Raw genomic sequence first — 13,081 nt, forward strand, 5'->3', positions numbered from 1 at the left:
GTCCGCCCAGCCGTACACCCGCCGGTGAACGCCCCATCCTCTTCCACCCCTTCCCCGCCGTCCCGCCAGGAGCACCGCAATGCCGTCCCCGCAGGAAACGTCCGTGAAGAGCGTCGTCGTCCCGTTCGTGGCCGACGAGTCGCCGGCCTTGTCGAGGCGGCTCGGGAACCACCGGGTGCCGGAGCGCTGGCAGACGGCCGACCGCTCGGCTCACGCCCCGCACATCGTCGCCGTTCCGAGCGACGACGGTGAGGAGTGGACCGCTGCTGCGCTCGTGACGGCACGCCCGAACACGGCCTATCTGAAGATCGTCGATGCCGTCGGCGATGTGCGGGCAGCCGTCGCGGCAGTGGTCGCCCACGCACGTCACCGACATCTCGCGCAGGTCAAGTGGGAAGGCTGGACGGCAGACCCCGACGACGCCGCCGCCGCCGGCTTCGCCCCCCTGAGCCCTCCGCTCGCGCAGTCGGAGGGCGCGGACGGACCCGTTTCCGGCTATGTCCGCTGGCTGAGCGACGGTGTTGTCGCCGAACCCCCGTACTACGGGCAGACCACGCACTTCACGTGCGGCGCCGTCACCGCCCTCGTCGCGCAGGCGCACGCGGGAACGCTGCCGCGGGAGGCCCTCGACCGGCAGGCGGAACTGACGTTGTGGCGCGACGCGAACAACTTCCTCGCCTGCGAACCGGTCGGACTGGGTGTCGCCGTGCGCCGGGCATGGCCGTCGACCCCCGTACAGGTCCACCTCGACACGGAACGGCCCGTCCTGATCGGCCATCACCCGGAGAAGGAACAGGAATGGCGTGCCCTGCTCCAGCGCGCGTCGCGTACGGACGCCGCGCGGACCGGTGTGCCGATCGACCCGGGCCACCTCTCCATGACCGCGATCCGGGACGCGATCGGCCGACGGGAGCACGTGCTGCTCCTGCTCTCGCTCGCCGACATGCAGGGGTTCGACGTGCCGCACTGGGTGCTCTGCCACGGCGTCGTCCCCGGCGCCGTCGTGATCGAGGATCCGTGGGCCAACGCGGCGACGGGGGACACCTGGGTCGACGCCCACCTCCTGCCGGTCCCCGACGCGTCGCTCGACACGATGTCGACCCTTTCGCCGGACCGCTTCCGGGGCGCCGTGACCATCGGCAGCCCGGAGCGGCACGGTGGGGTTCAGTGCTCGCAGAGGGAGAACTCTCGTTCGTAGAGCTGCTCGTTGTGCTCGTCGACGAAGAACTTGCGCTCCCGCATGAGCTGTTCGCGAAAGCCCTTGGCCTGTTCAAGTGTCATGGTCGAGGTGGCGGACCACGGTTGTTGCGGTGGCACATCGGATGTCGAGACGATCTTTTCCGACGGGTCGACGAGGAAGAACGCGAGAATCTTGCGATGTCCCGCGCGGGTCGGGTCCGTGAGGCGGAACGATCCGACGCGGTGTTGCAGGATGTTCGGGAACGCCAGACAGCGGCCCGCCGGTGTCGCTGCCGACCCCAGCGCCTGGTTCAGCGCGTCCTCGTCCTCCAGGCCGTAGACCTCCCGCAGGCCGTTGTCGTCGTTCTGCTCGTACCGCGGGTCATCGAGTGCCGCCCGGAAGCTCAGCCGGCTTTCGGTGATGTTCTCGCTGTCCCAGTAGTAGATGCCGGTCGACACGATCCGCTCGTTCAGCATCCCCTCGACATGCCAGGAACCACCGGGGTACTCGGGCTTGTCCGGGGTGAGGTGAAGCGTGGCGAGCTTGACGATGACCTGGAGACGGCGGCCGCGCAGGTCGACCCGGGCGGAGTCGTCGGGCACCTCCGGCGCGACGAAGGCCGGGGCGTCCGGAACGACCGGGCGGCGGTTCTCCCACCAGTCCTCCTGGGCCTCCTCCCATGCGCCGAGGGCCTCTTCGTAGGCCGCGTCGTCACTGTAGGAGGACTGGTCCGGATACTCCGGCTCCGAGTCGTACCACCCATAGGGATCGGCCTCGATCCGCAGGGGCCGCGGATGACGCAGGTCGGTGAGCACCCTCTCGAACAGAGGGCGGACGCGCGCGAACAAGTCCGGCAGGACGGAAGCGAGTTCGTGATGAGCCTCGGGATGAACGTTGTTGACGTACGAACGGAACGCGACGTCGCCGTCCGCACTGACGTCGACGTCCGTGGGCAGCCACTGGAACGCGTCCGAGAACTCGTACGCGGCATAGCGATCCGTCGGGTTGGACCATGCCCGCCCGGGCGCGCCGCTCACCTCTCTCACCAGACAGAACAGTGAGGGATGAACCAGATCCAGGACCTGGCCGTCGGATCCTGGATGCCAGTCCCGTTCGGCTTCGGGGACCTCTTCCAGAACCCGAACCGCCTCGCGCAGCCGGGATCCGAGCTCGTCGTCGACCAGTGTGTCCGACTGCCACACCCCGTCGACGGCGGACACCTCGATGCCGGTCGTTCCGTCCCGCAGGGCCGCGTAGTGCACGAGTTCGGCCAGCACATAGGCGACCTGCGCTTCGGTGAGCCCCTGGGCGACCGCTTCCCGCGTCCACTTGGCGACGATGCCGGCATCGTTCATCTTGTCGAACCATCGCGGCTTCGCCCGAAGGTGTGAGCTGCACTGCATCATCTGGAGTTCCCGCAGTGTCCGGGGTGTCGCGAACGACAGGGAACGGGACGTGCGAAAGGGCAGCGGGAAGGCGGACAGGCGGGTCAATTCTCTTGGTCCTCCGAGTCGGCGTGTGGTGGCGGGAACGATACTTCAGCCGACTGACAGCGCAGCAGTCGTCCCTGCCGTCGCGCAGCCACGTGGGTGCCGGACGCGGAGGGTGCGGGCTTCAGGCGCCGGGAAGGAAGAGACAGAAGAGGTGACCGTGAGGGTCGCGCATGACCCGCACGTCTTCCTGGGGCTGATGGTCCTCCACCGTCGCGCCCAGCGCGCAGGCTCGCGCGGTCTCCGTCTCCAGGTCGTCGACCTGGAGGTCCAGATGCGCTTGCATCTGCTGGGTCCCCGGACGTGGCGGCCAGACCGGTGGTGTGTGGTCGGCCTCCCTCTGGAAGCTGAGTCCGGGGCGCTCCTGTTCAGGCGCCCTCAGCCGGACCCACCCGGGCTCCCGTTCCACCTCCTGCCATCCCAGCAGGGCACGGTAGAAATCGGCCAGCACGGGTGGATCGGGAGTGCCGAGGACCATGGCACCGAGCGACGTCGTCATACCCCCACTGTGCCCCTGGGACGTGGCCGCACGCATCCGCTTCCCGGGAGCACCCGACGGCTGCTTCAGCGACGCTCGATCAGGGCGCGGGCGGAGTCGGCGATGTGGGAGCGGGAGATGCCGGCCGCATCGAGGAGTTCGCCGGGGGTGCCCGAACCCGGCAGGCTCGCGACGGCAAGGTGGGCGAAGGCGGGGTGACTGCCGGACGCGGCCAGGGCCGAGAGGACCGCTTCACCGATGCCGCCTTCGGGATGGTGGTCCTCGGCGACGACCAGAGCGCCGGTGTCCGAGGCGGCGCGGGCCAGGGCGTCGGCGTCGAGGGGCTTGACCGAGTACAGGTCGATGACGCGGGCCCGGATCCCGTCGGCAGCGAGCGCGTCGGCGGCGGCCAGACACTCGTGCAGGGTGACACCGGCACCGATCAGGGTGACCCGGTCGTCGTCACCGCCCCCGCGCAGCGTCTTCGATCCTCCCGGCGCGAAGGTCTCGTCCCCGGCGTACAGCACCGGGTAGGCGCCTCGCGTGGTGCGCAGGTACGAGATGCCTTCGATGTCCGCCATGGCGGCCGTCAGGGCGGCTGCCGAGGTCGCGTCGGACGGATACAGGACGGTGGACCCGAGGATCGCGCGCATCATCGCCAGGTCCTCGACGCCCATCTGGGAGGGGCCGTCGGCACCGATCTCCACGCCGCTGTGCGTTCCGCACAGGGCCATGGTGATCCCGGAGACGGCGGCCATCCGGATGAAGTCGTGCGCCCGGGTGAGGAAGGCGGCGAAGGTGGTGGCGTAGGGGCGGTAGCCGCGGACGGCCATACCGACAGCGGTGGCGATCATCTGCTGTTCGGCGATGTAGACCTGGAAGTACCGCTCCGGATGGGCCTTCTGGAAGTCCTCGGCGTGCGTCGAGTTGCCGACCTCGGCGTCCAGGGCGACCACTTCCGGGCGGGCGCCCAGAGCGGCCAGCGCCTTGCCGAAGGCGACCCGGGTGGCGACCTCGTCCCCGACGTCGTAGCGAGGCAGCTCCACCGGGCCCGCCGAGGGGGACGCGACGGCGGTGGCCTCGGGTGGCCGGGGGCCACGCACCCGCAGGTCGCGTACGCCGCCGAGTTCTGCCACGGCGCGCTCGGCCAGATCCTCGGGCAGCGGTTTGCCGTGCCAGTTCTCCTGGTCGGCGACCTCGCTGACGCCCCGGCCCTTCACGGTCCTGGCGACGACGACGGTGGGTGCCTGCCCATCGGCGGCGGTGGTCAGGGCCCGGTCGACCTCTTCGAGGTCGTGGCCGTCGACCACGAGGGCTCGGCAGCCGAACGCCTCGGCACGACGCGCGTACGCGGCCGTGTCCCACTGGAGCTCGGTGGGCCCGCTCTGACCGAGCCTGTTGACGTCGACGATCACGGTGAAGTTGGCCAGCTGGTGCCGGCCCGCCTTGTCGAGTGCCTCCCAGACGGAACCCTCGCTCATCTCGCTGTCCCCGCAGAGCACCCACACCCGGTAGGGCTGCTTCTCCAGGTCGCGGCCCGCCAGCGCGACGCCGACGCCGTAGGCGATGCCCTGGCCCAGGGAGCCGGTGGCCACGTCGACCCAGGGCAGAACCGGGGTGGGGTGGCCCTGGAGGCGGTGGCCGAACCTGCGGTACGTGGTCATCAGCTCCTCGTCACTGATGACTCCGGCTGCCTTGAACATGGCGTACAGGAGAGGTGAAGCATGCCCCTTGGAGAAGATGAGGTGGTCGCCGGCGGGGTTGTCCGGCGCGGACCAGTCGTAGTGGAGATGGCGGCTGAGCAGCACGGCCATCAGATCCGCCGCCGAGAGGCTGGAGGTGGGGTGCCCGGATCCTGCGGACGTGCTGGAGCGAACCGAGTCCACACGGAGCTGCTGGGCGAGCTCGAAGATCTGGAGCAGATCGGTGCGGGAATCGAGCGTGGTCGGTCGGGCGGTCATGGCCGGGTCCTTTCGTCGGGGGCCGCGATGCGACGCGAGAAAGGGTTCCCCGGATTGGTGCGGTCCATCACGCCCGCGGGGCCGCTTGACCTCGTTCGGGCCTGGGCCGAAGGACGGGGCCGCGCCGGCCGTCGTGCCGCCCCGCATCCGCGTGCTTCTTCGTATGTTCCTCAACTCACCTGTCTCGTAAGGGTTTCCGGGGGCATCCGGAGTACAGGAAAGGAGGGCCATCGGATGACGACTCCCCTCAGACGTCTTCCCGGACGCATGCCCGCCTGGGCGAAGGTGGTGACCGCCTTCGTGCTGGTGATGGCGGTGCTGTTCGCCGGGATCAGGCTGGCCGTACTGCCGGGCATCAAGGATCTGTTCGGTACCGAGACGACCGACCGCTCGGGCCCCGCTGTCCTCAAGTCCATCAAGGACATGAGCCGTTTCGACGCCGCCTCCGGAAACTTCCAGGTGGTCGTCGACCTGGAGAAGGACGCCAAGTATCTGCCGGACGCCGTACGCGGCTCCCGCACGCTCTACGTGGGTGCGGGCACGGTGGAGGCGTACGTCGACCTCGGCAACGTCGGCGGGAACGGTGTGACTGTGAACGACGACCGCACGTCTGCCACCCTGCGGCTCCCGCACGCGCAGCTCGGCAAGCCCGCCCTGGACGCCGACCACTCCTACGCCGTCTCCAAACAACGCGGCCTGCTCGACCGCCTCGGAGACGTGTTCTCGGACAACCCCAACAGCGAACACGCCGTACAGAAGCTCGCGGTCTCACACATCGGCGACGCGGCCAAGGAGAGCGGACTGACCACGAGGGCCGAGGCCAACACCACCAGGATGCTGGAGGGCCTCCTGCACTCCCTGGGCTTCAAGGACGTGCAGATCACCTACGGGACCTGACGGCAGGTTTCCCGGCGCGTCGGGCTGCCGGAACCGTCAGCCCGACTTCCTGGCCGCGTTCCCGTGCAGCTGCCGCCACCCGTCATGTAGTGCTGGGCAACTACGCGGGGCTGCGGTCGCGCTGCTGGAGGGCGGCGAAGTCGGCGTGCGCCGTCTCGATGGCCTCCGGGTAGGCCTGGGTCTTCTCGTGCTCGGCCATCGCGGCGAAGGACCCGAACAGCAGGCGTCCTGGACCGCTGTAGTCGTGGGTGCGGTTTGAGGACCCGTCATGACCCCGGATGCTGTATTTCTCAGAACGTGCCTGCTTCCACTTCTGAGTGGGAACGAGTGTCGAATGAGGCCAGTGCCCGGCGGGTGACGTCGGCCGGGGCCGCAGCGATGACGTCATTGAGTGCGTCCATGGAGGTCTGAAGGTCGCTGATGACCCGAGCGATGCGGTCGCGCTCCTGGTGGAGGTCGGCGAGCAAGTCCGAGCAGGTGGGGACGAGGCGGTCGCCGGTGTCCCGCAGGCACGGCAGGACTGTGGTGATCGTTGAGGTGCCCAGGCCCGCGGCCAGCAGGCTGCGGATGCGGCGGACGATGGCAACGTCCTCTTCGACGTACTCCCGGTATCCGCTGGGGCGCCGCTGCGGGTGGAGCAGACCCTGTTCCTCGTAGTAGCGCAGCAGGTGCACGGCCACGCCGGTCCGCCGGGACAGCTCACCGATGCGCACATGGACCTCCTGATGGTCGCGCGGACTTTGCCCGTTCGACTTGACTCTCATACCGATGTGAGACTTTAACGTCTGCGGCATGAAGGTGAACAAGGGTTTCGCGACGCTCGCCGCGTTGTGCGCGAGCGTCTTTGTCGTGGGTACTTCGGAGTACCTGATCGCCGGGCTGTTGCCCCAGGTCGGCGCTGATCTGGATGTCTCTGTGGGCACCGCCGGACAAGCGGTGACCGCGTACGCGCTCGGAGTCGTGATCGGAGGGCCACTCATGGCCCTGCTGACCTCGCGTCTGCCGCGCAAGGGGCTCGCCATCGGCCTGATGCTGCTGTTCGCGTCGGGCAGTGCGATCAGCTCCGTGGCCCCGTCGTTCGGCCTGCTCCTGGTGGGCCGCGTGGTCTCCTCGCTCAGTCACGCCGCGTTCCTGGCCCTGGCGCTGGTGACGGCGGCCCGGGTGGTCCCGGCCGAGAAAACGGGCTCGGCCATCGCCACCGTCGCCTCCGGATTCACCGTGGCCACGCTCCTCGGAGTACCCCTGGGGGCACTGCTCGGGCAGGGCGCCGGATGGCGGGCTCCGTTCGCCGTGCTGACCGTTCTGTCCCTGGTGGGCACCATGCTGCTTGTCGCCGTACTGCCCCGGCAGGAGGCACCGTCCACGCGACTGCGCGACGAGATACGCGTGGTGGCACGCCGGCCGGTCATGCTCGCCATCGCCACCACCGCAGTGGGCTTCTCCGGCGTCGCCACGGTGTTCACCTACATCGGCCCGCTGCTGACCCGCGTCTCCGGCTTCTCCGCCACGGCGGTCTCCGGTCTGCTGCTCGCCTACGGCGCGGGCAGCTTCCTCGGCAACCTCACAGCCGGAAAGCTGACCGACAAGTCGATGAGCGCCACCGTACGCGGGGTCTTCGGCGGGCTGGCCGGGACGCTCCTGCTCGTCCCGTTCGCCGTGGTGTGGCAGCCCACCGCGGTGGCCGCGGTCCTGGTACTCGGCCTGCTCGCCACCGCGACCATCGCCCCGCTGCAGGGACTGATCCTGCACCACGCGGGCGCCGCCCCCAATTTGGCGGTCTCCGTCAACGTGGGCGCCTTCAACCTCGGGGCCGCAGCGGGCTCGGTCATCGGCGGCGCGATCGTCGCCGCCGGCGCTCTGCGGTGGACCGGCCTGGCGGGCGCGGTGCTGAGCCTGATCGGATTGGCCCTCACCTATCTCGTCCTGCCCCGGACACGGACGTCGGCGAACGATGCCGAACACGAAGCTCCGATCGCCGCCTGATTCCCGTCCACCCGCCTCGTCAAGGAGGTCGCCATGCGCGCGATCCGGATCGCGCGCATGGCGGGCCCGAAGTCCTGTCCGTCCGGGAGGCCCCCCAGCCCACTCCAGGAGCCGGCGAAGTACTGATCCGTACCGTCGCCAGCAGTCTGAACCCGGTGGGCCGGAAAGCCCGCGCAGGGGAGATCGGGCCCGAACTCCCCGCCACCCTGGGGTGGGATCCGGCCGGAGTCGTCACCGCCGCCGACCACCCCGGCGCTACCGCCCCGGGGACCAGGTGATCGCCATGTCCGCACAGATCGCCACCGGCCGCGGTACCTGGGCCGAGCAAGTCGCTCTGCCCGCCCGGCTGCTGGCGGCCGCACCAACCACACTTCCGCTGGCGGATGCCGCAGCGCTGCCGCTGGCCGGAGTATCGGCGCTGCAGGCCCTGAACCGCGCAGCAATCACCGGAGGAGACCACGTAGGAGGTGTTGTTGCACTTCAGCTCCAGCGCGCCCAGCAGCGTCGAGAGCATTCGCCGCCGGTGCGCCGAGTACGACGGCCGAGGTCCCTCCGCACGGGAAACGGCCCGTCGCGCTCAGAGCATGGCGCTGCGGGAGCTGCGGGTGTTGGTCACCGTCACCGTCGCGGTGTCCGAGCGGTAGCGGTCCTCGGACCATTCGACGGGGGTGCCGTGGGAATCGGTCGTCAGGCGTCGTTCCCTCAGGAGCGGGTAGCCCTCGGGGACGTCCAGGAGCTCTGCGTCCAGGCTGTTGGCGGGTACGGCGTCGAACGTGTGCCGGGCCGAGTGCAGGTCCACGCCCTGCTCGGTGAGCAGGGCGTAGATGGAGCCGGCGTCCAGATCGGCGGAGATCAACGGGCGGCCGACCGACTCGACGTACGTCATGCGTTCCAGCATCGCCGGGCGTCCGTCGAGCAGGCGCAGCCTGATGAGCTGGACCGCGAGGTCGTCCGCGTTGATCTCCAGCGCGGCGGCGATCTCCGGTTCGGGGCGCCGCAGGGCGATCTCCTGCAGTCTCTGGCCGGGGGTGTGTCCGGTCAGTTCCGCACGGTGGGTGAAGGACAGGAAGGACTCGAACGGCTGGGTGGGGACCGTGTCCAGCACCACCGTCCGCTTGCCCTGGCCGCCGCCGATGAGCCCCTCGTCGCGCAGGGTGGCGAGCGCCTGCCGGACCGGGCCTCGTGATGCCGAGAACTCCTCGCACAACTGGGATTCGGACGGCAACGACTCGCCGACCTGGAGGTTCCCGGAACGAACCCGGTGGCGGAGTTCGGCTGCGATGGTCCGGTGCAGAGGTGTTGCCATGGACTTGACTCTACAGATGCCTCTCGATGAGCCTCCGGCCGTCGGTCACCTGGCCGCGCGGTCCGCCCCGGCGCTTCCGTGCCGGTGCGCTTCGGGCGGAACCGACACCAACTGCCCGCCTCGCACGTGCTGTTCGGCCGGAGGGGCGGGGGCGGCAGACGGCAGGGACGGCCCTGCGGGCCGGGCCGAAGAGCGATTCTGCATCCGCTGTTCACCCAGAGTTTCGTCCCGGCCGCTCAGAGATGTCTATACATGTTGCTTACTCGTATGCAAGCAATCATGACGGATTGGGTTTGACGCCATGTCTGGGACCGCCTCCGATGAACTCGTCGCCGTTCGCTACGCCCGCTGGGACGGGGTCGACCGGCCCTTCACGTTGGTGACCGCCACGACCCCGCGGTCGCCCGGAGCGGGGGAGGTGCTCGTGCGCATCGATCTGGCCACCGTGTGCGGCAGCGACCTGCACACCGTGCACGGGCGGCGGCCGTCCCCGGTCCCCGCGGTGCTGGGACACGAACAGGTGGGGACCGTGCTGGCGGTGGGGCCCGGGGCGCCCTCGTGCGTGGACGGCACGCCGGTGGTGCCGGGGCTGCGCGTGGTGTGGTCGGTCACCGCCTCCTGCGGAACCTGCCGGCGCTGTCTGCGCGGCAACCCGCAGAAGTGCCAGGGTCTGCGCAAGTACGGGCACGAGCCGCTCGACGAACGGGCCCCCCTGACCGGCGGGTTCGCCACCCACTGCCTGCTGCTGCCGGGGACCGCCATCGTCGCCGTACCCGACGGGCTGCCCGACGCGGTCGCCGCCCCGGCCTCCTGCGCCACCGCCACCGTCGCCGCCGTCCTGGCCGCCGCCGGTCCACTGGAAGGGCGTGAGGTGCTGGTCACCGGGGCGGGCATGCTCGGTCTGACCGCGGTGGCGATGGCCGCCCTGGGGGGCGCCCGTGTGACCGCTGTCGATCCGTCCCCGGCCCGGCGGGTGCGGGCCGGACAGTTCGGAGCCGCCCGGGTGCGGGACGTGAACGAACCTCCCGGCCTCTTCGACGTCGCTCTGGAGCTGTCGGGGCGTACGGAGGGTGTGGCGGCGTGCCTGTCGGCCCTCGATGTCGGGGGCGTCGCCGTGCTGGCGGGCTCGGTCTCTCCCGCGGACGCCGTGCCCGTAGACCCCGAGTGGCTGGTACGGGGGCTGCGCACGGTCACCGGTGTGCACAACTACCGTCCCGCGGACCTCCAGTCGGCCGTCGCGTTCCTTGCCGCCCGTCATGCCGCGCACCCCTTCGCCGGCCTGGTGGAAGGGGCGTACGCGCTGGGCGATCTCGGTGCGGCCGTGCGGGCCGCCCAGGGGGCGGATGCCCCGCGGCAGGCCGTTCTGCCGGCTCTGGGCTGACCCCTGCCCTGCCCGCGAGGCAGCCGGGCGCGGAGAACGTGCTCCGGGGGTGGGTGAACACCGTGTGCCGCCCCGGAGACATGCATGAACTCGGAGTGACTTGTAGATACAAGTCATTGTCCTTCGTCGCGCACTCTGCCAGCGTCTGCATACGTGCCCTCAGCCGGGCCCCTCACCATTCGGTCCTCGTATCCGCGCAGGGCGGACCGAAGGCCGCGTTCCGAAGGAGAAGAGATGCCGGACAACGGCATGGACAGACGGAAGATACTGACCGGCGGCGTCGCGGCCGCTCTCACGGTCGGTGCCGCCGCACCGGCGTTCGCCGCAGGCGCCGCGCCGGGCGCCGCACGGAGTGCCGAAGCCCCGCTGCGCGCCGCCGTCCTGGAGTACGAAGACCCCTGGATCAAGGCCCTGGGACTGGCCGAACTGCTGGGGCAGGCCGGCTTCGAGGTCGTTCCGCTCGATCTGGCGCTCCCGGCCGACGAACAGCCGCGGCCGGTCGACCTGATCGCCTTCGGCACGTTCACGAACAACAGCGGTGACTACGTCGAGTACGTGGCCGACCAGGCCGAATCCCTGCGGCGGTTCGTCGCGGGCCGCGGGGTCGTCCTGGATCTGGCGCAGTCCGACCAGTACGGCGCCTCGGTGGCCTATCTGCCGACCGGTGTGTCCGCCGTGCGGACGGACGCCGACTACGACACGGTCTACCCGGTCGATGCCGGCCATCCGCTCGTCAAGGGCCAGCGTGTCAGCAACGGCCGGCTGTTCACCGGCCGGAACGCCAGTCCGCGGGTGAGCTACGAGACGGTCCAGCGGTGGAGTTCGATGCGGGTGCTGATGGCGTGCGCCGCCTCCGGGTTTCCGCCCGCACTCCTGGAGGGCCAGTTCGGCGCGGGACGGTTCCTCGTGACCAGCCTGACCCTGGACAAGATCCGTAACAGTGCCGGTGCGGCGGTCCAGCCGGCCGAGGCGGTGGCGGACAGCGCGGCGTTCTTCGCCGCGCTGTCCGAGTACGTCGCGTCGGTGCGTACCGGTACCGCACCCGCCGTCGTCCCGACGCCGATGCCGCCGGAGCAGCCGGTCGGGCCCATGGTCGGCCATACCGAAGCCGGCAGCGCCCGCATCTGGGCCCGCCCCGGCCTGGACCCCTCGCTGCACGCCCGCTGGAACTGCGCGTACCGGAAGCTCGGCCGGCACGGCGACAGAGCCTGGCGCACCGTCACCACCCGAGTCGAGCCCGAGAACGACCACACGCTCATCGCCCAACTGCGGGGTCTTGCCCCGGACACGGCGTACGAGTTCGTCCTGACCCCGGTCAAGGAGGCGGCCGGCTTCACGCCGATGACCGGCTCGTTCACCACCTCGCCCCCGCCGGACAAGCCGTCCGTCGTCACCATGGGGATGGGCTCGTGCGGATCGTCGGTCCCCGACCACGTGTGGACGAAGATCATGGAGGAGGGCTGCGACAGCTTCGTCATGCTGGGGGACACCCCGTACGTCGACAGCGCCGACCTCGCGGTGGCACGGCAGAAGCACCGTACGTTCCTGGTCCAGCCCGAGATCTCCCGGATGATCAGCTCCATGCCCGTCTGGGCCACCTGGGACGACCACGACTTCGGGGGCAACGACTTCCACGGCGACTACAAGAGCAAGCGCCAGAACCGCACGGCCTTCGTCAACTACCGCGCCAACCCCACCTTCGGGCAGACCGCGGACGGGAACATCCTCACCCGGCGAACGGACGGTGAGGGTGTCTATACATCCTTCCGTCGTGGCCCGATCGAGGTCTTCCTGCTCGACCCGCGCTGGTTCAGCCGCACCGCGCCGAGCTGGGCCGACAGCACCCAGCTGACCTGTCTGGGCACGGTGCAGTGGGACTGGCTCCGCAAGAGGCTCCGCAGGAGCACGGCTCCGTTCAAGGCCATCGCCACCGGCATGATCTGGGACGACAAGCAGAACGCCGAGAAGGACGACTGGGCCACCTACTCCTACGAGCGGGAGGCGATCTACGACTTCATCGCGCAGGAGCGGATTCCGGGCTGCTTCCTGATCGGCGGCGACATCCATGTCTCCAGGGCGCTGAGCTACGGCCCCCGTGTGGGCTACGACCTGTGGCAGTTCATCGTCAGCCCCCTGCACGACAGCACCATCCCGAGTCTCAACGTGCCCAGCCCCCACCTGGTGCACAGTGCCGTCGAGCCGCACGTCTTCCTCAAGCTGGTCGCCGATACGACGCTCGACATGCCGACCCTCACGGCCACCTGGATCAACCGCGACGGCGAGCGCCTCTTCGAGGTGACCCGCACCGCGGGCGAACTCGGTCACACCTCCTACCCCAGGCCCTCCGGCCACCGCTGAACCCCCGTCGTCCCGCCTCCTTCTCCCGGCCGGACGACCCGTTGCCG

11 protein-coding genes are annotated in these 13,081 nt (G+C 69.9%); 6 read left to right on the forward strand and 5 right to left on the reverse strand.

The genetic code is table 11. The annotated features are described in order from the left end of the window. Window positions 1–79 precede the first annotated feature (79 nt). Window positions 80–1,198, forward strand: coding sequence for a peptidase C39 family protein (locus OG959_RS35110; RefSeq protein ID WP_326665007.1), 1,119 nt, complete (start codon window positions 80–82; stop codon window positions 1,196–1,198). Here the strand turns inward: OG959_RS35110 and OG959_RS35115 are convergent. The 3 genes from OG959_RS35115 to OG959_RS35125 form a co-directional block, all read right to left on the reverse strand. Next, complete coding sequence (locus OG959_RS35115) at window positions 1,165–2,673, reverse strand: DUF4246 domain-containing protein (RefSeq protein ID WP_326665009.1); 1,509 nt, start codon at window positions 2,671–2,673, stop codon at window positions 1,165–1,167. The two genes, OG959_RS35110 and OG959_RS35115, sit on opposite strands and share 34 nt — an antisense overlap. A gap of 121 nt (window positions 2,674–2,794) precedes the next feature. Next, on the reverse strand, window positions 2,795–3,169 hold the full coding sequence (locus OG959_RS35120) for a VOC family protein (protein ID WP_326665010.1): 375 nt from the start codon (window positions 3,167–3,169) through the stop codon (window positions 2,795–2,797). 65 nt (window positions 3,170–3,234) lie between these two features. Beyond that, window positions 3,235–5,109, reverse strand: coding sequence for a transketolase (locus tag OG959_RS35125; protein ID WP_326665012.1), 1,875 nt, complete (start codon window positions 5,107–5,109; stop codon window positions 3,235–3,237). A gap of 234 nt (window positions 5,110–5,343) precedes the next feature. Between OG959_RS35125 and OG959_RS35130 the strand changes: the two genes are divergently transcribed. Further along, the gene (locus OG959_RS35130; RefSeq protein ID WP_326665014.1) at window positions 5,344–6,006 is read left to right on the forward strand and encodes a DUF4230 domain-containing protein; all 663 of its coding nucleotides are present in this window, start codon (window positions 5,344–5,346) and stop codon (window positions 6,004–6,006) included. A gap of 290 nt (window positions 6,007–6,296) precedes the next feature. Here the strand turns inward: OG959_RS35130 and OG959_RS35135 are convergent, their stop codons facing one another. Further along, window positions 6,297–6,719, reverse strand: coding sequence for a MerR family transcriptional regulator (locus tag OG959_RS35135; protein ID WP_326665016.1), 423 nt, complete (start codon window positions 6,717–6,719; stop codon window positions 6,297–6,299). A 79-nt stretch (window positions 6,720–6,798) separates the two neighbouring features. On the opposite strand from OG959_RS35135, the gene OG959_RS35140 reads away from it, so the two are divergent. Then, entirely contained in the window at window positions 6,799–7,989 is a 1,191-nt protein-coding gene (locus OG959_RS35140) for an MFS transporter (protein ID WP_326665018.1), read from the forward strand. Between the two features lie 155 nt (window positions 7,990–8,144). Then, window positions 8,145–8,267 carry a hypothetical protein gene (locus tag OG959_RS38800; protein WP_442805694.1) on the forward strand — a complete coding sequence of 41 codons (123 nt, stop codon included), beginning with the start codon at window positions 8,145–8,147 and terminating at the stop codon, window positions 8,265–8,267. 299 nt (window positions 8,268–8,566) lie between these two features. Here OG959_RS38800 and OG959_RS35145 read toward each other — a convergent pair whose 3' ends face one another. Beyond that, window positions 8,567–9,295 (reverse strand): GntR family transcriptional regulator, encoded by a 729-nt coding sequence (locus OG959_RS35145; RefSeq protein ID WP_326665020.1) that lies wholly within the window; start codon window positions 9,293–9,295, stop codon window positions 8,567–8,569. Window positions 9,296–9,596: 301 nt separating this feature from the next. Between OG959_RS35145 and OG959_RS35150 the strand changes: the two genes are divergently transcribed. Then, on the forward strand, window positions 9,597–10,676 hold the full coding sequence (locus OG959_RS35150; protein WP_326665022.1) for a zinc-binding dehydrogenase: 1,080 nt from the start codon (window positions 9,597–9,599) through the stop codon (window positions 10,674–10,676). 234 nt (window positions 10,677–10,910) lie between these two features. Continuing rightward, window positions 10,911–13,034, forward strand: a complete 2,124-nt coding sequence (locus tag OG959_RS35155) for an alkaline phosphatase D family protein (RefSeq protein ID WP_326665024.1) — start codon at window positions 10,911–10,913, stop codon at window positions 13,032–13,034. The last annotated feature ends 47 nt before the right edge of the window (window positions 13,035–13,081 follow it).

Source organism: Streptomyces sp. NBC_00385, from assembly GCF_035917155.1.
Taxonomy (GTDB): domain Bacteria; phylum Actinomycetota; class Actinomycetes; order Streptomycetales; family Streptomycetaceae; genus Streptomyces; species Streptomyces poriferorum.